The organism is Formosa sp. F44 (assembly GCF_056238645.1).
The window spans coordinates 619,539-645,925 of sequence record NZ_JBWDLJ010000001.1 but is presented as its reverse complement, the minus strand read 5'-3'; the positions used below and the strand labels follow the sequence as shown (position 1 = coordinate 645,925).

The window sequence follows — 26,387 nt, the reverse complement described above, 5'->3', positions numbered from 1 at the left end:
TCATGAAACACGTTTACTCCCTTATTTTAATGCTATTTACACTATGTGCTTTTTCGCAATCTCGTAAAATTCCAATTGATACACTGGTTGTTACAACACATACAACATCCATTAAAAATAAAAGTATTACCTACACAGCAACTACCGGAACTCAACCCGTTTGGGATAAAAAAGGAGATCCTATGGCAACCCTATATTATACCTATTACGAGCGCACTAATGTTAAAGATAAGGCCAACAGACCACTGCTTATTTCTTTTAACGGCGGACCGGGTTCTGCATCGGTATGGATGCATATTGCCTATACTGGTCCTAAGGTTTTAAATCTGGACGACGAAGGCTATCCTGTGCAACCTTATGGTGTAAAAGACAATCCTAATTCTATTATAGACATTGCAGATATAGTATATGTAAATCCTGTAAATACAGGATATTCCAGAATGGTAGCAAATAAAGAAGGAAAACTTCCTGAGCGTGATAACTTTTTTGGTATAAATGCCGATATTAAATACTTAGCCGAATGGGTAAATACTTTTGTAACCCGTAAAAACCGTTGGGAATCTCCTAAATATCTTATTGGAGAAAGCTATGGAGGAACCCGAGTTATGGGCTTAGCAAACGAATTACAATCTCGCCAATGGATGTATTTAAATGGTGTGATTATGGTATCGCCAGCAGATTATAAATTATATAGCACTGGGCAACCGGTATATTCTGCATTAAACTTGCCATATTACGCAGCTACAGCGTGGTACCACAAAGTGTTACCTCCAGAATTACAGCAAAAAGATTTATTAGACCTTTTACCTGAAGTTGAAAGTTATGCTATTAATAACCTGATGCCAGCCATAGCAAAAGGCGGTTTTATTTCTGAAACAGAAAAACAAGAGGTTGCAAAACAAGTGGCGCATTTCTCTGGATTAACAGAAAAGGAAGTAATACAATATAATTTAGATGTGCCAACCTCTTATTTTTGGAAAGCCTTATTACGTGATAAATCTGGTCAGACTATCGGCCGTTTAGATTCTAGATATTTAGGAATTGACAAAACAGAATCAGGAAATTCTCCAGATTATAATGCAGAAATTAGTTCTTGGTCGCATTCTTTTACTCCCGCAATAAACTACTACATCAGGGAACACTTAAATTTTAAAACAGATATCAAATATAATATGTTTGGAAACGTACATCCTTGGGACAAAAGAAATGATAATGTGAGAGATGATTTAAGACAAGCTATGGCCGAAAACCCATATTTAAAAGTGCTTATTCAGTCTGGATATTACGACGGTGCAACAACATATTTTGCAGCTAAGTACACTATGGGACAAATAGACCCTAGTGGTAAATTAAAAGACCGTTTTACATTTAAAGGCTATAGAAGTGGCCACATGATGTATCTTAGAAAAGATGATTTAATATCTGCAAACGACGATATTCGTGAATTTATAGAACAGGCCTCTAGCAAAGGAAAAGCAGCAAAATACACCAGAGACTAAATTATTGGTATATTTAAACTCAAGACAATCTCATTATTCAGAAATAAATTAATGCAAAATATGAATCCATCCATAGTATCGGCCTCTTGGTTGAATGATAAATTGAATACTGAAAATGTAATTATTTTAGATTGCACGCTGAAGAATCAGCTTTTAAAACAACCTTTAGACATTCAAAATATTCAGATTAAAAATGCGCGGTATTTCGATCTTAAATTTAAGTTTAGCGATTTAAGCGATCCGTTTCCTACAGCATATCCTTCTCCTTCTCAATTTGAAGAAGAAGCACAAGCATTAGGTATTAATGCGAATAGTACAATTGTGGTTTACGATGCCAACGGTATTTATTCTAGTCCGCGGGTTTGGTGGTTATTTAAATCTATGGGACATCAGGAAGTGTTTGTTTTAAATGGAGGCTTACCAGAATGGATTTCTAAAGGATTTCCTACAGAAACAAAAACTGAAAGCAATTACTCAGAAGGAAATTTTAAAGCCAATTTAAATCCTGAAATCGTAAGAAGATTCGATGACGTCTTTAATAACTTAACCACTAAAAAAGAACTTGTTGTTGATGTGCGTTCTGAAGACCGATTTAACGGATTGGTAAAAGAACCTCGCGAAGGACTTAGAAGCGGACAAATTGATAATTCCATCAATATACCCTATACAAAGGTACTTAATAACGGAAAATTTGAAAGTGAAAACCATCTAAAACAACTTTTTAAACCTCTCAAAGATGAAGACCGACCTATTGTTTTTAGTTGTGGTTCGGGCATAACAGCTTGTGTTATGTATTTGGCTTCCGAAGGCATATTAAAAAACAAAAAAGCGGTCTATGATGGGTCGTGGACCGAATGGGGTGATAAAGTTAAAACGGAATAAAAACAAATCGTTTCCCTCTTAACAGAAACAAACATTTAAACATAATCACTCATATTTTTAATGATCATTTTAAAACAATTTACTAAAGTTATACTTTATAGTTTAGGGGTTTTAATACTTATCTCTGCATTCTTTGGTGACTTGGTACTCTTATTCGGATTCCTTTTTGGCATTTTATTTATTTACTATTTTCTACTTTATCAACTTATTAAACGGTGGTCTAAGAAGGATAATAACTGGTCTGTTTATGTAGTAAGTTTATTCTTTGTTATTCCTTTGCTGTGGGGTATTATAGATTGGGAAAGTCTATTTAATTTTTTGCTTCAATGGATACATCTAGATATGAGACATTAATTAAATCGATGTTATAAACAAAAAAGAACAGTGTTTTACAACACTGTTCTTCTATACTTATCATTCTATTAAAAAAAGTTCTAATTTGATTTCATCGTGATGATTTGTTCCATCAAATCATTTAAATCATCAGATTTTAAATCTGCTTGCAAATAAAACGGATGATAAATTTCTTTCTTCCTTTTAATATAAGCCGTTGATAATCCTACTTTTTTAGCTCCGAATAAATCCCAATCGTGAGTCGCAACCATCACAATATCTTTAAGCTGTAAACCTTCTTTCTCTGCTACCGAGATATAGATATCCTTAAAAGGTTTGTACTTCTTCACATCGTCTACAGAATAATACGAGTCAAAATATTCAATAATGCCTGCATTTGTTAACTGTTCCTTTATCATCTCTAAAGATGAATTAGACACTGCTATAACCCGAATATTATGTTCCCTAAGTTTTTTTACTGCGGGAATAACATCATTATAAGCTGGTAACTTTTTAAACGCTCCTAGAATTTCTGTTTTAACCTCGGAAGATAAATGTGTATTGGTTTCGAAAAACAAATTTTCTAAAGCCACATCGGCCAACTCTCCAAAATTCCTATACGTATCCATAGTTCCCATTACGGTAGAACTGTGAAGTAATTTTGTAAACCAATATTTAAGCACAAAAACGTCATCGAAATGCTTATCAAATTCAGTTTTAAGCACACTTAAATTTAATAAGGTTTCGTTCATATCAAAGAATACTGCTTTTTTCATAAGGTTTATATTTTAAGATTAAAATGGCAAGCTTTAACGGTATTTCTATTTTGTAAAATCGGCTTTAGTTAAACCGTTATTAAATGTAATGTCTGTCCAATTCACTAATATCCATGGCCCATCGGTTACTTCGGCATCCCAATTAGATGCTTTGTATCTACGTTTTGTAGGCAATAATAAACCATCGATATTTTCGTATTCTAGTTCCATTAATAACGGATCCGATTTTCCAAAATCCATAACAGTAAACAGAAACTGATCTACCAATGTAGTCTCTTTATTAATGTATAATTGGTAAATATCTTTTGGCTTCCCGTCGGGAGACTCGAATGTTACTTTTACAACATCGTAATCCACGCCAGCAACAGTTTGTTCTTTTACGTGCTCATAAATCACGCCTGGATCCATTAATTTCGGCATCATTGTAAACCAGTAAAAATTTGTAGGTCTATTAAATGCAACGCGCTTTAAATACATGGAATCTGTTAATACTTTACCTTCATGTTTTAACCAGTATTCGTTACCGTCGTAACCTTGTTCAATAGTACCTTCTAATTCTGCCAGTGATCTTTCGTGTTTGGTATACTTTCCGTAAGATAACTCCCCATTAAACATATACTTTTCTGTAGTCACATCGGTTTTACCATCTGGAGTTTGGTAGGTGTAAGTATAAACAACATCATTTTTACTCATCAGTTTGTTGTAATCCCCTACTTTCTGAGTCATATTATAAACCAACTCATGCCCTTTATTTGTAAATTCAGGCGTCGTTTCCATAACCTCTTTCTCAGTTACTTCGTGTTGTACGTCTTTCTTTTCATTCTTACAAGATGCCAAAGTAAAAACGGAAATCATACCAATTGCTAAAATGTTTCTCATGTTATTTTTTTTCAAGTGTTAGTGCAAAATTAATGGGTTTAGTGGCTTTACAAACTAATTCCTTACATCTATTTATAAAATGATTTTAAACCTTCAAAAATGATTTTTTTATTTTCAATAATATCTCAAAAAACTATACCTACAATTGTATATGTTTGTATTAGAAATAAAATGTTTGCCCAAACTCCCATATTCTTATGAAAACGCTGAAACTTCTATTTTTAATACTAGCAATACCTTTGTTTAATGCTTGCGGATTAAAACCTATTACTTCGGAATACACCTTTGTAAAAACAGATATTGAAGATGTAAACCTCGATGAATTAGGCGATGGAGACGTTCTTATTTACAATGGTGCCAACATCTTACACACTGCGGATAATACCGCGAGATTAAACGTTTGGATTGATAATATCCCATTGGGACAAATTAGACCAAGCGAATATGCGATTCTAAATTTTAAACCAAAGGCGTATCAGTTTAAATTGCTTCATATTGATTTTGTAAATATGAAAAGTGAACATACCGTTGAAATTAATAATCAGACAAAAGTAATAATGATTAAACCAACAGTAACGTCTAACAAGTTAGAAATTACAAACGAATTACCAAAGAAGTTTGAAAAATTCACATATGCTCAAAAACGTTAGTGTTCAATAATTTAGATGTTTGTAATTAAGCGTATGGACGACTACGCTATAAAATTATTGTAAATCATAATCACCACTGTTGCAGTTACAAAAATGGTTAGTATCATGTTTGTTTGTTTTAACGACTTATTTTCTTTTTTAAGTTTTTCAATTTCATCATATATATCCATAACGTATTGCATTGTATCATATCATATTAGTCTACCATAAAAGTAAAACATTTGTTTAAGACCTTACCAATTCAACTTCAGAATTTATATATTTGTGAAGCAATGAAATTCTTAGCATACATATTAGCCTTTATGGTCTTATCGCTTTCGGTTAAATCAGGGAACGATGAGCTGTTACTAACTTCTGAGGTTCAGAAACCATGTTGTTCAATTTCATCTGCCAGTGTTTCGAATATTGAAAACACAGAGCATCAAGAGAACAATGGTAAAACCGACAATTGCAATCCGTTTAAAGCGTGTTGCTCTTGCCTATTGGTAAGTTTTCATTATCCTTTTTCATTAGAGCCTTATGTTAGTATTTCAACCGAACAATTTTTCGGATATCAATCGTATTTAGCTTCACAATTTATTTCTGATTTTTGGCAACCGCCACAGTTTGTTTCATAAGATAGTACAGTTATCGAATCACACTAGCGCTTCTAAATCTTTTTAAACAAACCAAAATATCAGAACACATGAAATTATCACATATTTTCGCATTAGCAATTACATTTACATTAGCTTCTACAACCGTAACTTTCGCACAATCACCAGAAGAAAAAACAGAAATCACAGTATCGACTAAAACCATTTCTCCAAAAGTAAAAGGGATAACATGCTCTAGCGATTTAAAAACAATCTCTGCCAACGTTCAAAAATTAGAAGGTGTAAATACTTGTGTCCCTGGAAAAACAGGACCAACAACCCAGTTCGAAATTGCATTTAATCCAGCATTAGTATCCGAACAAGATATTTTTACAGCGATCCAAAACACAGCGGGTTGCGAAGATCCAAACGACAGACCTTATAAAGTAAAACAGTAATTACATGTAGGCAAGGTGTAAATTAATTACACCTTGCTTGTTTCACTTTAAAATTCAAACAATGAAAATATTCATATTCGTTGTTGGTTTGCTGTTCCCCTATGTTTTGTCGGCACAACACATTTCAGGAAAAGTCACCAACACTAATAACGAACCACTTGCTGGTGCCAGTTTACATTGGAAAAACACAGCTATAGGTATTACCACCGATATTAATGGTCGCTATAAATTAACCACTAAAGACATTTCAAACAAAACACTGATTGTGAGCTATGTTGGACACGTTTCTCAGGTACTAGAAATTAGCGATCAATCCGAAATTAATGTCATTTTAGAAGCATCAGAATCTCTAGACGAAGTTGTAATTAAGAGTCAGCGTGAAGGTATTATTATCTCAAGTTTAAGTCCGATAAAAACAGAGTTGCTTACACAAACCGAGTTGGCAAAAGCCGCTTGTTGCGATTTGGCAGGTTGTTTTGAAACACAAACCACCGTGCAAGCGCAGACTACAAATGTAATTACAAATTCTAAAGAGCTTCGTATACTTGGACTTTCAGGCGTATATAATCAGGTGTTAATTAATGGTTTCCCCATGATTCAAGGTCTATCTTACACCTACGGTATTAGTAGCGTTCCGGGAACTTTAGTCGATAATATTTATATCTCTAAAGGCGCAAATAGTGTATTGCAAGGCTTTGAAAGTATTAGTGGCCAAATAAATGTGGAAACCAAGGATCCAGTGCATACCGATATGCTTCTGCTAAATGCCTATATAAATAGTTTTTCAGAAAAACATTTTAATGCCAATTATGCGTTTAAAAAAGGAAAATGGAGCAATATTACTGCAGTTTCTACTGTGCAACCCGCCAATGCATTCGACAAAGATGAGGATACCTTTTTAGACTTACCTAAACTTACCCGCTATATGGTTTTTAATACTTTAAAATATGGTAATGACGCACATTGGGGTTGGAATAGTGAGCTTGGTTTGCGCTTTGTAAACGAACAGCGTATTGGTGGCCAAACTAATTTTAATGCAGATACCGACAAGGGAAGTCATGATATTTACGGACAAACCGTGAATTTTAATCAGCCGGAAGTGTGGACTAAAACGGGCTATAGAATGAACGACCAACACAATTTTGTATTGTACGCCTCTAGTTTTTACCAGAATCAGAATTCTTATTTTGGAACAGTAAAATATGACGCCGAGCAAACAAACGTTTTTGCAAATCTGCAACATGAATTTAATTATGGCGCACATACCTTAAAATCGGGAATAAGTTTTAAACATTTAGATATTGATGAGGATGTTGCCTTTACCTATAATGCTTTAAACCGAACTTATGATGGTGATTATTTTAGAAATGAAAATATAATTGGTGCTTTTGCAGAAAACACCATGACATTATTCGATGATAAATTAACGTGGATTGCCGGTATTCGTGTCGATAATCATAATGAATTTGGAACCAAAGTAACACCACGTACACTCCTAAAATACGACATGACGCCGAAAACTATTATCCGTGCCAATGTTGGTACTGGCTGGCGTACGGTAAATTTATTTAGTGAAAACATTGGTTTATTAGTAAGTTCCAGAGATATTGTTTTTAATGAAGCCTTAGAACCTGAACAAGCATTAAATACAGGAATCAATATCACCCAAAAATTTGAAACCAATAACTTAAATGGATTCTTTAGTGCGGATTTTTATCATACCAATTTTAAAAATCAGATTTTCCCTGATTATGATACCGATCCAACAAAAGCTATTATAGAAAATTTTAGAGGGAAGAGTGTGAGTAATGTATTTCAGGCAGAAGTATCGCTAAATATATACGAGCAATTCGAATTTAAAACAGGCTACAGTTATTTAGATGTCTATCGTGAAATAGATGGCGAAAAAGAATTACTACCATTTAATCCGAAACATAAGGTTGTGACCAATTTAGGGTATAAGCCTATATCTAATACATATAGAATGGATGTAAATTTTCATTGGTACGGGGAGCAACGTTTACCAGATACCCAAAGTAATCCTGAAGTGTATAGACGACCAGATTTCTCTGAAAATTACGCTATATTAAATGCACAATTTACCTATAATTTAAACCGTGTCGAATTGTACACTGGTTGCGAGAATATTTTCGATTTTAGACAAGAACAACCCATTTTAAGTTGGCAAGATCCGTTTGGTGAATATTTTGACACCAGTTCAGTTTGGGGTCCAACCCGGGGAAGAGAATTTTATTTGGGTGTGCGCTATAAAATCCCGAGTAACTAACATTATAATTAGAACACTTAAATCGGTGTTAAAACATCACGAGAATAGCTGGAGATTAATTAATTTTCAGCTATTCTTTTATCTTTATATCCGTTTCATAATGGTATATTGTATACGTCACAGAACTAACACAAAATCGAACCAATGGGAGTTTATCAATTTCAACGCGAGCAATTTTTTAATCAACCTGTAGATGTTTTATGGGAATTTATCTCGAATCCTAAGAATCTAAAAACCATTACACCGGATTATATGGGATTCGATATTACTACTAAAAATTTACCGGACGCTATGTACGAAGGGATGATAATTAACTACAAAGTCTCCCCTGTTTTGGGTATAAAAACCACGTGGGTTACAGAGATTACACACGTCAAACACAAACAATATTTTGTAGACGAACAACGGGTGGGACCTTATAAATTATGGCATCATCAGCATTTTTTAGAAGAAACTGCAGGAGGCACTTTAATGAAAGATATTGTAACCTATCAGCCACCATTTGGCTTACTTGGGACTATTGCCAATAGTATTATGATTAAAAGTAAACTCGAAGAAATTTTTAAATACCGCAACACTGTTCTAGACGAATTATTCGGGAAATAAATAATACCCGCTTCAATTTTAAACCGATTACCACGTTTAGCTCGTTATAAATTTTCACCATTAAATAGTATCCACTGAAATGCCCATCATTGAAAACTCCAAATATAACACACCGTCATTAATTCACAGAAACCCCCATTTTTCTACTATTTATGCCGCTAAAATAAAGCAGGTTTCACCACCAAAATATGCTACCGAAACTTTAGAATTAAGTGATGGCGATTTTCTGAATATCGATTTTGTTATTAAGGGACAAGACAAAGCTGTAATTTTATGTCATGGTTTAGAAGGCGACTCTAGAAGAACGTATAATAATAGCTGTGCAAATTATTTTGCTGCACAAGATTTTTCGGTATTTGCATGGAATAACAGGACCTGTGGCGGACGAATGAACCGGTTACCAAAAATGTATCATCATGGTTCTGTAGATGACTTGGAGGCCGTAGTACAATTTGCTTTTAGTCAGGGAATGAAGTCGGTTTACCTTATTGGATATTCTATGGGTGGTGCACAAGTTTTAAATTATTTAGGTCAAGGCAAAACAGATCCACGAATAACCGCCGCTGTCGCCGTGTCTGCTCCTACTCATATAAAAACCTGCTCTGAGACGTTGAAAATGGGTTTTAATAAAGTGTATTTAAATAATTTCAAAAAGGAAATAATAAAAAAGCTGAAGCAAAAAGTAATACAATTTCCAGAATTAGCGAATATTGATAAGATAAACGTTTTACATAGTTTCGACGAAATAGACGATTATTTCACAGCGCCAATGCACGGATTTATCGATAAAGACGATTATTACGAACGTGTCTCACCAGAATTTGTATTACAAAATATTTCGACACCCGTACTTATATTTAATGCTTTAGACGATCCGTTTTTAGGCGATCGCTGCTACCCGATATCACAAGCTAAAAATAGCGATTATGTCTATTTAGAAATGCCTAAATATGGTGGTCATTGTGCTTTTCCTTTAAAGCATTCATCACAATCTTATGCAGAAATCCGAGCTTTAGAATTTTTCAACAGCATATAGTAATCAATTCAAATTATTCAATGGACTAGCTCGGACACAAGCGATAAAATAAGGTATGATGTATTAGAATTTAATTAACGCATAATTATTCATTTGGTATACGGTAAGGACACTCATCGCGGACAAACCCACTTTTACTTCTGGTAATAAATCTGCTTTATTATACCCGCCAGATGTCATAGATTGACCACACAGAAACACATCGACACCAATAGCAGAAAGCGACTTTATTAAATCGACATTCGGATTATCTACATTGTATTTCTCTTTATATACTGCCGACGCTAATGCATCCTTTACAGCACCACCATGCAAAACAAGAGCAAGATGAATCTGATCTTGTGGAATACCTGCTCTTACATGCATATTATAATAACGGTGCATACTAGAAATAACTCTATTGGGTATACTCGCATCTGCTTGTTTATTATCGATATCGAAAATGGCTTTTAGCTCCTGAGAAGCGTCCGGCACAAAATCTAAATCGTTTACCGTAAATACGGCACCAACCGAATCGAAAACAGGTCCCGTTGTAGGTTTAATCTTTTGTGAGTAGGTAATATGTGCTTGCGTAAGAAACAAGACGATAAAAAAGAAACGTTGAAATGAATTTTGCATTTGTAATTATAATAAGAAATGTACAATAACACAAGAGAAAATCTATTAAACAGTCTTAGACTAAACCTAAAATTCATTTTGCCCGAGACTGTTTCATTAAAGAAGAATGCTCAATACTTTATAAAATATGCGTTTAAAACAAATAATAAAATATAAATCCACCAATAACGGCAATAGCCATAATAGAGCCCACAAAAGCAGCAACTGCTTTAGGTTTTAACATGGAAGATACTATAGCAATCTCCGGTAAACTCGCCCCCGTTCCACCAATTAATAAAGCCATAGCCGCACCCATACTCATTCCTTTTCCTATGAGTACACTTAATAACGGAATTGCCATTTCAATTCTAAGGTATAAAGGCACTCCAATTCCTGCAGCTAAAAATATGGCTAACGGATTATCGTTTCCTAAGTACTTTTCTACAAAGGCATCAGGCACAAAAACCACAGATATTGCACTAATAACAGCACCAATTAACACATAAGGCATAATACGTTTAAAGAGTGACCAGGCAAAATCTAGTGCCCCCCTTACCTTTTCATTTTTTACCTTAGGAAATGTAGACTTTGAATTTGATTCACAACTTAAATTTTTAGCTTGTGCAGTACATGATGTCTTAGAAACTGGAATAGCCGAACAATCGGAAATTAAAATAACCGGGTCCTCACAATTTTCTTGAACTGTCCTCGAACAATTCTGTGTGCTTGCCGGTTCCGCAGTACAAGGATTAACTTTTGGTTTAGTTCCCATAATTTTTACATGATTTACCAATGACGTTTTACCGACAATAGTTCCAAAAACCACGGCACCAACAAAAACGATAATAAAATACACCACCGCGACTTTAAGTCCAAATACAGCAAAAATAAATGCTACGACCACAAAATTGGCTAAAGGCGCCGATAATAAAAATGAAAACACCATGGATAATGGCGCTCCCATTTCAAGCATTCCCATAGAAACAGGTACCATAGATGCACTGCAAAAAGGTGTAGGAATACCAAGAATAGCTCCCATTACACCACTATACTTACCCGTTTTACTTAATCGTTTTTGTAACTTATCTTGTGGAATATACGCCCGTATAAAGCCTGTTAAAACAGATACAAAGGCAATAATAAAGAACAATGCAACACTTACATGAATAAACTCGTCTAGTGCAATTTTTAAATTTTCTGACATTTTAAAATAAATTATAATTAATGATTAGATATTAACATATGTGATATTTCGCATATATTAGATTTTAAAAAAAACCAATACACATTGGTTTTTAAATGTAGATTATTAGTTAATAGTCACGTTCAAGAAGTCGTTGTTTACAACGTTCTATTTCAATAGTCATGTCTTTTTCGGAGATTGTACTTACCGCATTTTTAATATGAAGCATAAACTCACTGTTTGTAGATTTAATGAAATAATAGACCCATTTCCCTTCTTTACTCTCGTCGATTATATCTGCTTTTTTTAGTATTCTTAAATGACGAGATACGTTGTATTGCGGTTCGTTTAAAACTTCAATTATTTCTGAAACACAGATTCTAGAATCCATATTAATTAATAACCAAATAATTTTAAGCCGTGTCACTTCCGATAACGCCTTAAAAATATTTAAACTGTTTTGTAGGTTGGGCTTCATTATGATTCTAATTAAGTCAAAATTTAAAACATATGCTTTTTTATGCATATATAATGCAAATGTAATTTTTTCGGTTATAATAGCAAATTTTTATTACATAAAAAGTGACATTATACAAATCCTATTCAGTATAAAACACGCAATTAGAGTCTAAATAAAACATAATTAAATTATACATCCACACATCATAATAGCTATCTTTAGTTCCTATAAAACCTCATTGAATTGATTTTTGTGACCTGAAATTCATTTTATTTTTAAACAATAGGTTAAAAATAAGACCATTGTTCTATCATACTTTTTAAATATTTCTTTGAAAAATAGTTCCACATAAATCCATAACTTTTATTTAAACACGCAATTGACACCATTAAAAAATGCATAAAACCTTATTAATATTACTGATTTTTGTCACAGTTTTATCATGTGAAACAACAAAACAAACTGAACTAATTGTTATTGGAACACTTCATAAACCAGAAACTAATTTTAACTCCGAAATTCTATTCAACATATTAGAAGATGTCCAACCTGATTTAATATTAGAAGAATTAGACTCTACTTTTTTCACTTCAGATTTTAGACACAAAAATGTTTCTAATAGTAATGAACGTATGGCTTCAGAAAAATATATTAATAAATACCCAACAACTATGTTAAGACCATATGAGTTTGAAGGTAGAAATGAATATAGGTTAAATATTGGCTCGCGCCCCACAGATGGATTAACCACAAAACTTATAGATAGTTTAGACAAAGTTGGCTTATTATCTCCCACAGAATCCGAAATTTATAATACATATAAAGCGCTGTTAGACCCCCTGGTAGAATTGGCTTCTCAAGCGCCCGAGAACTTTAACAATTCGTCTACAGATAGCATTTGTGCAGAAAGGCAAAATTATCAATATAAAAAGCTGACAAAAATAACGAATAATAGAAATGAATTTGGGACGCGTTTTCATACCAAACCAAATGGCGAAAAAATAAGTTTTCGAGATGGTTATCAGCTGGCTGGCGATTTTTGGGATTTAAGAAATCAAACAATGGCTAAAAATATTATGAAAATTTCGGAACAAAATCCGGGCAAAAAAATTGTGATACTTTGCGGATTTATGCATCGCTATTATATTTTAAGCGAATTAAAGAAATTAACAGAAGGCAAAAATATAATTCTAAAAGAGTTTTACGAATAATAAAAACAGCTACTAAAATAAATATAATTTAGTCCTTAATATACTCTACCAACCTTATAGAAAGCCCTTTAAGGGTATGTAAAAATAAGCCATACCTTCAATTTCCAATTAATTTTATAACTTAGTAATCCTATAAACTGAATATCGATTAAATGCCAACCTTTTCATTCAACCATATTGCACTTTCAGTAAAAGACGTCAATGTATCTATTGCATTTTATCAACAGGTACTTCAACTCGATGAAATTAAGAATACGGCTTCAGACTCCAAAACGAGGTGGTTATCTCTTAATGAAGGGAGACAGCTTCACCTCATTCCACGTCCAGATTCTATAATAAAAACAAATAAAGCAGTACATTTTGCTTTGACCACATCGGATATAAATTCTTTTGTAAAAGAGTTAAATGCATTAAATATCGAATACTCGGATTGGCGAGATACCCCAAACAAAGATTACATACGAAAAGATGGGATTAGACAAGTTTACTTTCAAGACCCAGATGGATATTGGATTGAGATTAACGATGACGTCCGATAAACTAAATTATAATCAGTTTGATTAATATACGCAAAACCAGCAATACTCATAGACTTTTTATGTATCTGAGTAAATCAAAATAAGCACACCTTAACTAATTAATGTATCCTTTTTATAAGTGTATCGCTTTATAATACTGATATTACTATTAGAAATACGCCTTTATAAATCGCACAAAACTTGTAAATATCTACCATTCTACATTTAACAAACAATGCAAACCCTTAGACAGCAACTCACTTTATTTATTGAAAAATCAAGTGAGAATATTGAAAAAATCAGAGCGACCTATAATCCCGAACAATACCATTTAATTCCTTGCCATATTACCCTTTGTCGCGAAGACGAAATAGATTCCATTGCCAAACTAATTGAGCGCATTTCCACTATAAATCTAGAAAAACCACTCCGCATTACATTAAACGGACCAGAACAATTTGCAAATGGAAGCGGTGTTTTTTTACCTGCAACCAATAAAAACACAGAGTTTAGAGCATTAAGAGAACGCATTCTAGGAACACTTTTAATAAGTGAACAGCATCCTCACGTCACACTAATGCACCCTAGAAATTTGGCTTGTACCGAATCTATTTTTTTAGAGATTAAAAAACAAGATCTACCCTCTGAATTGTTTTTCAATAAAATCAGTTTAATAGAACAAATTAATGGAGGAAAATGGAAGGTATTAGATGAATATCCTATTGTGACTAGCCATTTTGTGTAATAATAGTAAATCTTAATTATATATTTATTAGATAGAAACACGAAGATGTAACTTTTAATTCACATTCAACTTTAAAGTAAAATGGATGCATTATCCTCCGTTATTACATTTAGGTTTTATTTACTCCCCTACTTCCTTGTAATTCAATATTGAATTATACTACTATGTTATCACTTTAAGATAGTATACCTGCAAAATTTCAAAATAAATTTAATTTGACAGATCACTATTAAAAAAAATAAATAGTTTAGTAAACAGGTAGTCAGTATACTACAATTTAAAAGCACATTAATTATGAAAAGATTCGTGTTTCTCGCCTTCGCAATAGTTTTATATAGTTGTACAGAAGCAAAAAAAACAGAACAACCTAATAATAATTTTGAACAACTAAGCCTATATGATCTCAATACAGATATTGTGCCACGAGCCATATCGTTCGAAAACCCCACAGGTGAACCAGGTAAATCTGGCATGTCTGCTAGTAATATAGGCGTAGGACGCAAAGGGTCTCCAAATAGAATTCTCAAACCTAACGAGGAGGTGGTGTTATGCGATATTAAAGATTCTGGTACCATCCGACACATATGGATGACGGGTGATTTTATTCATATGAATTGGATAAAAGAAAAACCACAAGAACGCAATAAAAAATTACGAAGTACCATTATTCGGGCATATTGGGACGGACAAGAACACCCTAGTATAGAATGTCCGATTGGAGATTTTATGGGATTAGCGCAATCCAAACTTACCCCATATGAATCTGCCGTCCACTCCATAGGCGAAAAAGGAGCTATGAATTTTTGGTTACCTATGCCGTTTTTAAAAGGAGCCAAAATAACATTAACAAACGAATCTGACACGAATCTAAATGTGTATTATCAAATAGATTATACAGCAAACGACAATCATAGCGAAGACGTTGGAAGACTTCACACACTTTTTAGACGCGAAAATGCCACCACATTAAAAGAAGATTTTGAAATTTTACCCAAAAGAACAGGAAAGGGGCGATTTGTAGGAGCTGTCTTAGGCATAAGAACCTTACATCCGGACTGGTGGGGCGAAGGAGAAATTAAATTTTATATGGATGGTGATACCGAATTCCCTACACTCTGTGGCACCGGGGCAGAAGACTGGGTAGGTTTATCTTATGGTGTACAAAATACAACTTACAAGTACCATGGGGCTAATTTAGTAGTTAAAGCCGATACCTTAGTTGAAGCCATGTCTCTAAATAGAAATAAAAAGAATAACAACATTGTGCAAATGCAACCTAGCTATATATCGATGTATCGCTGGCATATACCTGATCCTATTTATTGGAAAAAAGAAATGAGAATTGCAATTCAGCAAATTGGATACTGTTATTATGAAAGACAAGACGATTGGTCCACAGCTACATTTTGGTACGAACCTGTGCCAAGTGCACCACTTCCTCAACTTCCTAATTTAGCTGCACGAACAGCTGATTTAGATATTATACTTAACGAAAGCTATGAAGCAGATTAGTTCAAGAAATATTGCTATGAAAATGCGTTAATACATTTTAGTATGATGTTCTTTACAAGTTGCTTGATATTTAAATCTACAAATCACCCAACCTCATGGATATCTCTGAGAAACTAGGTCGAGATTTTACATTGGGGTTAAAGCAATCCGAAATTAATATTTCCCAAGCCTGTCGAGTTGAACTATTAATAGAATTATCTGGGATCAGACTCAAAATATCTTCAATTAGGCAACCGTAAGCGCGGACTTCTACACGCTGTATATAATCTGCCCAAATTGAATTTTTATCGTAAAATGTAGCGGCTCCAAAATCGCCTAAAAGACAATCGGCATTAGGATTTACCAGAATATTATGCGCATAAAAATCGCCATGGTTAATACCTTTAGCATGTAGCTGATCACATACCGATGCCATACTTTTTGCAATCTTTAATAACTCCACCTCCGTGAATACTGACTGTGCATCGAAAACATCTCGAGTACAGCTTTGCATACTTGGCGGATGTCCCAAATTTATAAAGTCTGCGGAAATAAGTTTCATTATTAATCCGCTTTTCTCTTCGGGATGCGATTCTATTTGTCCTAAAACCTCTATTAAACTTTCGTGTGCACCAGCGGCTATAGAAACATTCATTTCATCTTCTGGCAATCCATCACTAGTCACATAACCTTTAAATACTTTAATCGCTACCTCTTGTTCTTTAGAATTCCACAATGCTTTTGAAATATAACCAGAAGCACCTTCTCCTAGCAATTCTTTTATAGTGAAATCGCTCCAGTGAAATGATTCCAAATTAGTATCTAGTTGAAATTGGTAAGTGCCCGGATTACCGCTAAACGCAATCCATGATAATTTAGGCAACTCGAACAACCATTGTGGAATAACTTTTAAACGGTTTGCCGAAATCCTAAGAAGTTCTAAATTTTTACAATTAGACATTTCTATCGGCAACGCTTCAATGCGATTGCCTGCCAATGCACATTTTTGAAGTAATGTACAGTCACCAATACTTTTAGGTAATTTTTCGATTTTATTATCGGTTAAAATCAACCAATTTAATTTTGGAGGAAACCCATGCTCTGCCACCGTTTGAATCTGATTTGTTTTAAATCCAATCATATTCAATTCAGGACATTTTGCTAATATTATAGGAAATTCAGTAAACGCATTACGTGCAAAAAATATAATTCTTAATTTTTTAAATTGAGAAATCCACTCTGGGATAGAGGCTAACTGATTATCTGACAAATCTAACACCTCCAAAGTGTCGGCAAGTTCTAATATTTCTTCCGGAAATGTTTTTAAACCACAGGCTAATTTAAGTGTTTTACTTCCTTTTAATTGCCCTGATTTTAATGCTTCTAAAGTATGCGCCATGTTCAAAATATTAGGGTGCAAACTTAAGTATTATTGGCATGAATTAACAATTAAAACACCATTTCAAAAAAAATTTGTGGTTTGTGTAAAATTAATCATTTTCGGTTTTAGCCAATAAAGTTTTCACTTCTTCTAGGCTATTATCGTTATCTAATAGAATTACTAGAACATCATTTGCTTCTATTGTTGTAGAACCTCCTGGACGAACAAATTTACCATCGCGTTTAATCATAACAATAAAAGCAGACTTCGGGAAGTGTAAATCTATAATCCGCTTATCTACTGCAAAACTATTTTTAGGAATAGAAATTTCTTCCATTCCCGATTTAGGCAAGTCCAATATATAACGCTCGTCGTCCGATGGCGATTTAATTTTTTCTGGCAATCCTACATTTAACCACTTAGCAAATACAGACAGTGTAGTTCCTTGAATTAATATGGATGTTACCGAAATAAAGAATACAATATTAAAAATCATATTAGCCTTATCTATTCCGGCCAAAAGCGGATAGGTGGCAAATACTATAGGTACTGCCCCGCGTAAACCCACCCAAGAGATATAAAAACGTCTTCTCATTCTCATTTTAAAGAACATCGTACTAATAAATACACTTATTGGTCGAGCTACAAGAATCAGAAATACTGAAATCAATAATCCCACTCCCATATAAGGAATGATTTGAGACGGGAATACTAATAAACCTAAAGTAAGGAATAAGACAATTTGCATAAGCCACGCCATACCGTCGAACATTTTTAGTATTGTAGATTTATGAATTAAATCTTGATTACCTAAATACACCGAGCAAATATAAATGGCTAAAAATCCGTTTCCACCAAAGGCATTGGTAGCAGAAAACGTGATAAACATAAGAGCAATTACTAAAACAGGATATAGTCCCTCAAAATCTAAAGTGATTCTATTGATGATTAATTTGCTCAATTTTCCAAATCCAAACCCTGCAATTCCTCCAACTATCATTTGTTGAAAAAACATAAAGATTATGGTTGTTACATCCTGATCTTGATTAATAACTAACGATAGAAATGCTAAAGTAAGCACATAAGCCATCGGGTCGTTACTTCCACTTTCCAACTCTAAGGTCGGTCTAAGATTTTCTTTTAGAGCTAAATTTTTAGAACGCAAAATAGAAAAGACTGCCGCCGCATCTGTAGACGAAACAATAGATCCCAATAACATACTTTCGAATATGGTAAAATCTGTTATATACCAAACGAAGCCTCCAAGTGTTACTGCTGTAAGTAAAACGCCTAAAGTAGATAATACAAGTCCTTCTTTTAGAATGGGTTTTACAGCATTAAAATTAGTATCTAAACCTCCAGAAAATAGAATAAAATTTAGCGATACAACCCCTATAAATTGAGCAATTTTAGGATCGTTGAAAAGAATTCCTCCAATTCCCTCGGAACCGGCTAACATTCCAATAGACAAGAATAAGATTAAAGTAGGCACCCCAAATTTGTAAGAAGTTTTACCAACTACAATACTTATAAAAAGTAAAAGAGAACCGATTAAAAGTATGTTTTCAATAGTTAAATTCATGCTTTGCTTTGTTTATTCTATTGAAACAAATTTAGTTTATTTATTTAGTAGCTCTAAAATAAAAGCATAAACATTTTAAAGATTTCGCTTCATTTTTAGAATTTATGAACAGTATTCAATTTTATTCGTAATTAGCCTAACTCATACGATTTATCTGCTTGGTAATAAACGCTTAACTACACTAAAAACACTACTTAAGTTTAACACCATCCATACTTTTTATACCATTAAAACAGCTTGAGGATCTGACGAAATTTCTACATCGTATATCGTTTTTTCCTCTTCCCCTTCACCTATAACCAAAGTATAGCTTGCTAGCGCATAAACTTCTGGAACATAATTATAACCTTTAACACGTATAGCTTGAATTAGTTCTTGGGTATTTTGGTTAACTATTTTTATAACTTGATTGGGTATTTCGAATGTAAGACGAGGTAAATACCCAAATGGTCTTCTACCATCATTGTCAAACTGACTAATAGTTAAAGGCCAACCTGGAAATCTATTTTCGTCAGAATCTATATTTAAATCTGCTAAAAATCGAATAGCTTCCATTTTTATAGTCCGCTCTTTTTGATCCAATGTAACTAACCCGTATCCTGAAGATTTTTTCTGACATTTTACGTATCTATTTGGTTCTTTATTAAAATCATCATCCGGATTTCCTACAGCATAAATATAATTTTCATTTCCAAAGATATCTCGATAGCATCCCGTATTTGGCAAATTATGCTTAGGTCTATCCACGCACGGATTATTTACCAAATCTGGTTGTCCCCATCTGGCATAACTTGTAGAAATCGCTGGAGTACAAAATGTCCATCCTGCATCTCTAGCCTTTTCTATACCATATTGCACCATAAGTGGTAAATGTTGGTCCCCATTAATATGAAATGTACACGCTTTACGTACTACCCTTAAAACAGCATCACGTTGCGATTTTGGCCAGTCGCCAGAATCCATATCCCCGTACAAAAATTGTTTTTGTCCGCCATGATGCGTCCCTACATTTGCAAAAAGGGTTTGGCTAAGCATTATTTTCATATCTGCACCTTCCCAATCTGTTGTCCATTGCTCAAGAAAATTTAATTGAGACTGTCCCATGAAATTCAACGTCTCCGATTCCAATTCATTTGGTTTTAAACGTTCGGTAATATGGTCGATTCGTCCTTTACCCGGTCTTATTTTTTCTGGACCGGATTTAAAAGCACGGTCGCTAACAATAGCAAAACTTATTCTACCATACACTAAATGGCTATACCAAGTGGTAATACCCGAAGGTAAAACCTCCTGATTACTAACCATTGGCAAATGCCCACACTGGGTTTTATTAACCACATTTATCATCTTTGGCGTTTGTACAAAACCTCCATTGGCATCTCCATCAGTTTTCCATTTTTCAAAAGAAATAGAAGCTCCTCCATCTCCCCATAGGTTACCTTGAAACACATCGTGATCGTCGGGCGTACATACGGTTGGTCGATCTCTCATAACGTTACCAAATGCCCAACCAAACATAAACCATTTTCCTAAATAACTAAGAATCGCCTTATCTTCAGGTTCTCTCTTTATAAAGTAACCACCATTTTCTTCGTAAATCTGATCTCCTGAGAAATATAACATATCAGGATTAGATTTTTCAAGATTCTCAACCAAAGGTCGGTATGGAAAACCTTGCCATTGTTGACAAGTTAGACCTCCAAATAGTAAAGCACGGTCTAATGGCTCCTTCCTAAAAACACCTGTATAATTATCCAACTCTCCATCAATAGTATAAACCAAACGATAAGGAATGTCTTGATTTGCATCCCAATTAGTTAAAGTGAAAAGCGCCGAATAAGAAGCAGAATCAATTGTACTTACTGCTTCCTTTTTCCATTTCCCATTTTTACTTAGTTGTAACTCGATTTTTTGCGAATCTTTAATTCCTATTGGAGGTAATTGTACGCTTAATTTTAAAGTCCCTCTAGAAAGCGTATACATAGCCCAAAGAATAGGACCAAAACTATTATCTGGGACATGTTGTAATTTATTTCCTTGTAATTTTAAAGCATTAAACCAAAAAGTGCTACCATTTTTTTCATTACAGTTATTTTCCAAGGCAACCAAACCATGGATATCTCCGTTATGGGTATAATTTACCTCTATTTTATGTCCTTTTTGATCGGTCACTTTAAGTAAAATTTCACTTTTGTTGACTTCTGAAGACACCTCTAAATGCAATACAAATTTTTGATAATCGAAACCAGCAGGTAATTGAACTGTTTTTTCTGCCACAAAAAGTTTCCCATCTAAAGAAACTCCCATTGAGATCCCTTTCCCAAAATAACAGGCAGCTTTTATACTTTCAGGGTCAGTATCATCTTTAATTCCTACAGAGAAACCAGCAGAACCGATATTTTCATTTTTATCAAGTAGACCCATTTCGCATGTCATCGCAAACTGTCCTTCATCTATATTAAGTGTATGTGTTAAAAGGTGAAGACGAGCCTTTTTCATAATTCCAGAAAACTCTAGGCGTTTATTCTTTATTTCCCAATCTTCCATAGGTACACTCCAAAAAGAATTGCCAATCCAAATCCGATCGTTAACTTTACTAAAATCATGTTCGAATGAAAGTACTTTTGTATTTTTATTTTCAAAATTAAACCAAGACTCTTTTGCAAAAACACTTTGAAAAGGTATAGCGAGCATAGGAACTGCTAAACTTAAATTTTTAATAAACTTTCTTCTTTTTAAAACCATATTAAATCAATTATTAAGCTAAGACTGTTAGGAATCCTTAATTTTTCTTTTATTATTCAAGTATTTCACCAAAAGAATTACTTTGAACATGTTAATTTTAATCTCTTCAATACCATTTTTAAATTTTGCAGAAAATAGATGATACTTCTTAAATTTAAATTTTTTAATAAAAATAACGACTTTCCGCATTAAAATTCTATAAAATAAAAAGTTTAAATAAGTTGAAAATTTATAGTGAAATCATCATCATTTAACTTAATAAAATGTAGTTTTTATAAAATGAGTGAGGTTTTTTATGTATTTCGAAACAAAGATTAAAATAGCCTTGAAAAAACCAGATAAAGTGTCTTTTTCCTTTGCTCTATCACTAAACAATAAACTAGGCTAAAACGCAAAGTCCGCTTGAAAACGACTATTATAACTAAAATCAGATAAAAAATAAGCAAAAAAAAACACACAAGAAGAACCATTAAAATGCTTCTTCTTGTGTGTTTTTTAATCCGATTAACTTAATAACTCTAATCCAGTAAATCAGGTGTATTAAGTATTAATTCTATTTTTCTTATAATAACAATGACTTGATTCATTTGAGCTTCTATATTTCTAAAATAGATACTTATATCTCTATTAACCCAACTTTCTGAAATCACTCTAGCTCCTAAACTAATTCTTAGAATGGCACTTTGAAGATCGTTACCATATTTTACATTTACAGCTTGTCCGATATGACATCTTTGAGCCGCTAATCTAACCGTTTCTAAAGGATACCCTTCAAACTGCTCTGAAATGTCTGAGTTTAATAATTTATATAATTTTTTAACGTTTTCCACCGATAAGGCTTCGTTATCTTTTATGATAAAAAATGGAAAGATGGTACGGATGTTTCTAATCCCAAATTCATGAACCGTGGTACTGTCCGTTTTTGTTAAATCACTATACAACTGTTCTAAAAATGGTGCATCTTTAATAGAGTCTTCTACAAAATTGCAGAACATCTCTATTCCTAAGTTGCGATATAAAATTGGCGTTTTGTAATATCTATCCATTTCTACTATAGCCGCATTCCAACGCATATAAGAGCCATAATTAAAGCCGTCTGACAGGTTTTTAGAACACGACCAAGCTGCTGGCCAATCTGAACGATTATAATACTGATTTAAACTAGAAGGTAATGGGATTTTCGCAGATTCAATTTGTTTACCAATGCGTTCTGGAATAATTAAAGCTCCTGCATACGGAGGTCCTGTAAAGTATTTACTTCCTGTAATAGAAACGATGTAATCATTATTTAAATAATTTTGAATATCGGTAGGATCTAATCGTAATTGTGCCGCATCTACAACTATTTGTAATGCCAAATCTTCCGATTTATTTAATTTCTGCATCATCTCTTCACTAGGCGATTGATATCCTAGTTTTGAGTGATCCATAACATGCAACACCACTTGTTTACCTTGTTTATTAGTTTCCGAAATAATATTAAATACTTCTTTATCTAATTGATCGGCAGATTTTAACTTTCCACTTTCATCTCTAAACGGGATTTTAATGATATCTACAGGTCTGAAACCTTCAATTTTATCACCTTTTTTAACAGGGTAATTTAATGCCGTAGTATTCTCAAAATGACATCCATTTAAAGCGCCAGCGACACCACTTCCTGTTTCATCCGATGCGATTAAAACATGGGTAATTTCTTTTTCTGTAATAATTTGGGTGATTGCTGCTACTTGCAACGAAGAATCTGTTCCTGATGGTGAAAAAATAATTTGGCACTCATCATTTAATTCAAACAGATTTTTAAGATTGTTTTTTAAAGATTCCGCATAAGACATCGTCGTGTCCTTAAAACCATTTTTTAAACTATCTTTAATTAAAATGCTTCTCACTTTTGCCGCTTTATCGAAAGCAAAGTTAGAAACGCTTGTAGCTGTAGAAGACGCAAAAGTAAATGCATCTGGTCTTGGAAATGGGCGACACCCATATTTATTTAATAAATCAATTTCGTCTATATTTAATCTAAGATCTCCACCAGACATCAATAAATACTCGGTTGGTTTAGCAAGATTTTCGACTATTGGTTTCCAAGATTCTTGAAATGCTTTATTGGAGTTATCAATACCATGAAATCCCTGTAACTCTTCGTTAGCTAATAATGATTCTGGACTATAATCGGCATCACTTTTAATTAAATCCAGTAATGTATAACCCGATATTTCCAGTTTTTCTTTATCTTCTTTTGGTAATAACTCATAGAAAATTCTAGTCACTTCAAAGGCCGCAATATCGCATAATACCGTATCCTCTTCTTTATCATTTAACGCTTTGTACCACAATTGCCATTCAATACCATATCTTAAATAAACTAAAGCTAGAACCGGCTTTCTTAAATATAACGAACCAATTACAATGGCCTTATTGGGTATAATTTTAAATATTCTAGGTTCCTTTTCGGACGTAATAATGTGGATGTTATTGAGTTTAGGAACTGTATTAAAACGTTTTAAAACGTGAACAAGATCATTTACATTCTCTTTTTCAAACAAATGAGTTCTTTTATATTGATCCTCAATAGGTAAATTATTCAGCATAGGTAGTTAAATTAAAAACGTTCCTGTGAACGCTATCTTCAATCGCGATTTTTTACGGCGTAAATAATCAGTTAATAATTAATATTTTAAGTTTATTTAAACAAATTATATTCATTTAAATGTATTTAAAAGTCTATACATTAAGACTTGCAATCCTTACACATAGTTCCATTTTCGGTATGAGACATGTCTCCAAAACATGTATCGCATTTTAAATCGACTGTATTGAATTCATATTCACCACCCTCAAATATAATAGACTTTCCTTCAACAAAGGCGCGTCCTATTTTTTTTAACGCAGAATTATAAATTCGAGTTAGTGTAGGTCTCGAAATTTCCATTCTAGTTGAAGCATCGTCTTGCGAAAGATCGTCATGAATCACCAATTTTATGGTTTCATATTCCTCATATTGCATTAAAATATGCTCATTGTCGTTTCCAAGTATTCCGAAAGGCTTAAAGCCCTTCATCTTTGGAGGAGCATCGACTTTTCTTATTTTTCTTCGACGTGGCATTTATTAAAATTTTGGCAAAAATAATGAACTTGCGTTCACATCAAAAGAATTTTACTAATAAAATTAAATAAGATATATATTTATTTTACATCATTATAAGATGAATTTTCCTCCAACAAAACCTTATACATTGTAAACCAATTACATACAAATTTTTTAATTATATTTTAAAGATTAAATAATAAAGTTTGTATAGTCTTAAATAGATAACCTTAGACCATACCCGCTAAAAATGGATTAAAGACAACATTACACGTCCTTTATTAATTTCTAAACATGGAACAAAATGAATATGTTATTATTATAACATCGGTTAAAATTAGATTTCAATTTAATAGAGACTGATTGTTTTTTTATCTTTATACTGAGTTAGGAAAGGACATTTTTCAAGACTATTATATCTATACTCTTATTCTAAAATTAAAATCTCGATGTATGACTATTAAAAGCAGCTTACTTTTTGCCATTATTTTTTCATTTTTAGCATGTGAATCGGGAGAAAAAAAAGCCCCCATTGCTCAAGCAGTTATCACTCAGAAAGAGGAAAATCCTACACCACAAAACTTTAATTCGTATTGGTATTCTGGTAAGGCAGAAATTAGTAGTTATAATGTAAAACAGTCCAGATATGGCGAAATACGGGATGCCGAAGTGGTTTTAGTTTTTGTTACAGAACCGTTCTCCTTAAGCAAGCAAGTAAAGTTAGATCGGCCTAAAGAAGCAGGAGAAGATAAAATTTCTGTTATGAAACTGAATAATGTCCGTAAATTTAATACAGGTATTTACGATTATTCTATACTAACTTCCACCTTCACGCCTATCGATTCTAAAAACCATCCCTTAACTTTAAAATCTACTACCAGCATCCAGGAATGGTGCGGACAAACCTATACACAACTCAATCTTGATGGTGACAACTACCAATTTAAGCAATTCTCTTATTTTGAATCGGATGGAGATGAAGAAAAAACATTGAAAGCGACCTTATTAGAGGAAGATTTAATGACCCGTATTCGTATTAATAATGGAGCGTTAGCTTTAGGTGAAACATCTTTAATTCCGTCGACTATTTACAGTCGTTTTTCTCATAAAAATATGCAACCTGAAACTGCTACTATTAGTAAGAAAACTATAAAAAACACACTACAATATACTATTACATATACCACGATAGAGCGCACATTAACTATTGATGTAGAAAACACTTTTCCTTATAAAATTATGAAATGGACAGAAGATAATGGAGATGACTTAATTACTACAGCCACCCTAAAATCTAGCTTGCACGAACCTTATTGGAATCAGAAAAGTGTAGCAGACGAAGCGCAACGCGATGCTCTTAAGTTGGTAAAATAGTAATTGTTTATATTTTTAAAGGGATTATTTC

At 33.3% G+C, this 26,387-nt stretch carries 24 protein-coding genes; 13 read left to right on the top strand and 11 right to left on the bottom strand.

What is annotated here, in order from left to right:
- Positions 1–2 precede the first annotated feature (2 nt).
- Positions 3–1,499, top strand: a complete 1,497-nt coding sequence (locus AC0UBM_RS02550; RefSeq protein ID WP_475687541.1) for a S10 family peptidase — start codon at positions 3–5, stop codon at positions 1,497–1,499.
- Between the two features lie 60 nt (positions 1,500–1,559).
- Positions 1,560–2,381, top strand: coding sequence for a sulfurtransferase (locus tag AC0UBM_RS02545; protein ID WP_475687540.1), 822 nt, complete (start codon positions 1,560–1,562; stop codon positions 2,379–2,381).
- A 434-nt stretch (positions 2,382–2,815) separates the two neighbouring features.
- On the opposite strand, the gene AC0UBM_RS02540 is transcribed toward AC0UBM_RS02545, so the two are convergent.
- Both AC0UBM_RS02540 and AC0UBM_RS02535 read right to left on the bottom strand, forming a co-directional pair.
- A complete protein-coding gene (locus tag AC0UBM_RS02540) occupies positions 2,816–3,490 on the bottom strand; it encodes a haloacid dehalogenase type II (RefSeq protein ID WP_475687539.1) in 675 nt (224 codons plus the stop codon).
- A gap of 45 nt (positions 3,491–3,535) precedes the next feature.
- Positions 3,536–4,369, bottom strand: coding sequence for a hypothetical protein (locus AC0UBM_RS02535; protein WP_475687538.1), 834 nt, complete (start codon positions 4,367–4,369; stop codon positions 3,536–3,538).
- Between the two features lie 197 nt (positions 4,370–4,566).
- Between AC0UBM_RS02535 and AC0UBM_RS02530 the strand changes: the two genes are divergently transcribed.
- The gene (locus AC0UBM_RS02530; RefSeq protein WP_475687537.1) at positions 4,567–5,019 is read left to right on the top strand and encodes a hypothetical protein; all 453 of its coding nucleotides are present in this window, start codon (positions 4,567–4,569) and stop codon (positions 5,017–5,019) included.
- A 41-nt stretch (positions 5,020–5,060) separates the two neighbouring features.
- Here the strand turns inward: AC0UBM_RS02530 and AC0UBM_RS02525 are convergent, their stop codons facing one another.
- Positions 5,061–5,189 carry a hypothetical protein gene (locus AC0UBM_RS02525; RefSeq protein WP_414034702.1) on the bottom strand — a complete coding sequence of 43 codons (129 nt, stop codon included), beginning with the start codon at positions 5,187–5,189 and terminating at the stop codon, positions 5,061–5,063.
- 51 nt (positions 5,190–5,240) lie between these two features.
- Here AC0UBM_RS02525 and AC0UBM_RS02520 point away from each other — a divergent pair, with 51 nt between their 5' ends.
- The 5 genes from AC0UBM_RS02520 to AC0UBM_RS02500 all read left to right on the top strand — a co-directional run bounded on the left by AC0UBM_RS02520 (position 5,241) and on the right by AC0UBM_RS02500 (position 9,981).
- On the top strand, positions 5,241–5,636 hold the full coding sequence (locus tag AC0UBM_RS02520) for a hypothetical protein (RefSeq protein ID WP_475687536.1): 396 nt from the start codon (positions 5,241–5,243) through the stop codon (positions 5,634–5,636).
- A 68-nt stretch (positions 5,637–5,704) separates the two neighbouring features.
- Positions 5,705–6,052 (top strand): hypothetical protein, encoded by a 348-nt coding sequence (locus tag AC0UBM_RS02515; RefSeq protein ID WP_475687535.1) that lies wholly within the window; start codon positions 5,705–5,707, stop codon positions 6,050–6,052.
- Positions 6,053–6,113: 61 nt separating this feature from the next.
- Complete coding sequence (locus AC0UBM_RS02510; protein WP_475687534.1) at positions 6,114–8,339, top strand: TonB-dependent receptor; 2,226 nt, start codon at positions 6,114–6,116, stop codon at positions 8,337–8,339.
- A gap of 144 nt (positions 8,340–8,483) precedes the next feature.
- Positions 8,484–8,945 carry an SRPBCC family protein gene (locus AC0UBM_RS02505; protein ID WP_434036173.1) on the top strand — a complete coding sequence of 154 codons (462 nt, stop codon included), beginning with the start codon at positions 8,484–8,486 and terminating at the stop codon, positions 8,943–8,945.
- Between the two features lie 79 nt (positions 8,946–9,024).
- Positions 9,025–9,981 (top strand): YheT family hydrolase, encoded by a 957-nt coding sequence (locus AC0UBM_RS02500; RefSeq protein ID WP_475687533.1) that lies wholly within the window; start codon positions 9,025–9,027, stop codon positions 9,979–9,981.
- Between the two features lie 63 nt (positions 9,982–10,044).
- Here AC0UBM_RS02500 and AC0UBM_RS02495 read toward each other — a convergent pair whose 3' ends face one another.
- The 3 genes from AC0UBM_RS02495 to AC0UBM_RS02485 form a co-directional block, all read right to left on the bottom strand.
- Complete coding sequence (locus tag AC0UBM_RS02495) at positions 10,045–10,599, bottom strand: DsrE family protein (protein WP_475687532.1); 555 nt, start codon at positions 10,597–10,599, stop codon at positions 10,045–10,047.
- Positions 10,600–10,732: 133 nt separating this feature from the next.
- Positions 10,733–11,782: a permease gene (locus tag AC0UBM_RS02490; RefSeq protein ID WP_475687531.1), complete on the bottom strand. Its 1,050-nt coding sequence runs from the start codon at positions 11,780–11,782 to the stop codon at positions 10,733–10,735.
- A 109-nt stretch (positions 11,783–11,891) separates the two neighbouring features.
- Positions 11,892–12,239, bottom strand: coding sequence for an ArsR/SmtB family transcription factor (locus tag AC0UBM_RS02485; RefSeq protein ID WP_475687530.1), 348 nt, complete (start codon positions 12,237–12,239; stop codon positions 11,892–11,894).
- A 377-nt stretch (positions 12,240–12,616) separates the two neighbouring features.
- On the opposite strand from AC0UBM_RS02485, the gene AC0UBM_RS02480 reads away from it, so the two are divergent.
- The 4 genes from AC0UBM_RS02480 to AC0UBM_RS02465 all read left to right on the top strand — a co-directional run bounded on the left by AC0UBM_RS02480 (position 12,617) and on the right by AC0UBM_RS02465 (position 16,207).
- Positions 12,617–13,432 carry a hypothetical protein gene (locus AC0UBM_RS02480; RefSeq protein ID WP_475687529.1) on the top strand — a complete coding sequence of 272 codons (816 nt, stop codon included), beginning with the start codon at positions 12,617–12,619 and terminating at the stop codon, positions 13,430–13,432.
- A 152-nt stretch (positions 13,433–13,584) separates the two neighbouring features.
- A complete protein-coding gene (locus AC0UBM_RS02475) occupies positions 13,585–13,971 on the top strand; it encodes a VOC family protein (RefSeq protein ID WP_475687528.1) in 387 nt (128 codons plus the stop codon).
- 214 nt (positions 13,972–14,185) lie between these two features.
- Positions 14,186–14,695, top strand: coding sequence for a 2'-5' RNA ligase family protein (locus AC0UBM_RS02470; RefSeq protein ID WP_475687527.1), 510 nt, complete (start codon positions 14,186–14,188; stop codon positions 14,693–14,695).
- A gap of 294 nt (positions 14,696–14,989) precedes the next feature.
- Positions 14,990–16,207, top strand: coding sequence for a glycoside hydrolase family 172 protein (locus AC0UBM_RS02465; protein ID WP_475687526.1), 1,218 nt, complete (start codon positions 14,990–14,992; stop codon positions 16,205–16,207).
- Between the two features lie 76 nt (positions 16,208–16,283).
- Here the strand turns inward: AC0UBM_RS02465 and AC0UBM_RS02460 are convergent, their stop codons facing one another.
- From AC0UBM_RS02460 to AC0UBM_RS02440, 5 genes are all read right to left on the bottom strand, one after another.
- Positions 16,284–17,585: a leucine-rich repeat-containing protein kinase family protein gene (locus tag AC0UBM_RS02460; RefSeq protein WP_475687525.1), complete on the bottom strand. Its 1,302-nt coding sequence runs from the start codon at positions 17,583–17,585 to the stop codon at positions 16,284–16,286.
- Between the two features lie 91 nt (positions 17,586–17,676).
- Complete coding sequence (locus tag AC0UBM_RS02455; protein ID WP_414034716.1) at positions 17,677–19,149, bottom strand: potassium/proton antiporter; 1,473 nt, start codon at positions 19,147–19,149, stop codon at positions 17,677–17,679.
- A 219-nt stretch (positions 19,150–19,368) separates the two neighbouring features.
- Positions 19,369–21,894, bottom strand: a complete 2,526-nt coding sequence (locus AC0UBM_RS02450; protein ID WP_475687524.1) for an alkaline phosphatase D family protein — start codon at positions 21,892–21,894, stop codon at positions 19,369–19,371.
- Positions 21,895–22,412: 518 nt separating this feature from the next.
- Entirely contained in the window at positions 22,413–24,485 is a 2,073-nt protein-coding gene (locus AC0UBM_RS02445) for a hypothetical protein (protein WP_475687523.1), read from the bottom strand.
- Positions 24,486–24,625: 140 nt separating this feature from the next.
- The gene (locus AC0UBM_RS02440) at positions 24,626–25,000 is read right to left on the bottom strand and encodes a DUF134 domain-containing protein (RefSeq protein ID WP_475687522.1); all 375 of its coding nucleotides are present in this window, start codon (positions 24,998–25,000) and stop codon (positions 24,626–24,628) included.
- A gap of 435 nt (positions 25,001–25,435) precedes the next feature.
- Here AC0UBM_RS02440 and AC0UBM_RS02435 point away from each other — a divergent pair, with 435 nt between their 5' ends.
- A complete protein-coding gene (locus tag AC0UBM_RS02435) occupies positions 25,436–26,356 on the top strand; it encodes a septum formation inhibitor Maf (RefSeq protein ID WP_475687521.1) in 921 nt (306 codons plus the stop codon).
- Positions 26,357–26,387 lie beyond the last annotated feature (31 nt).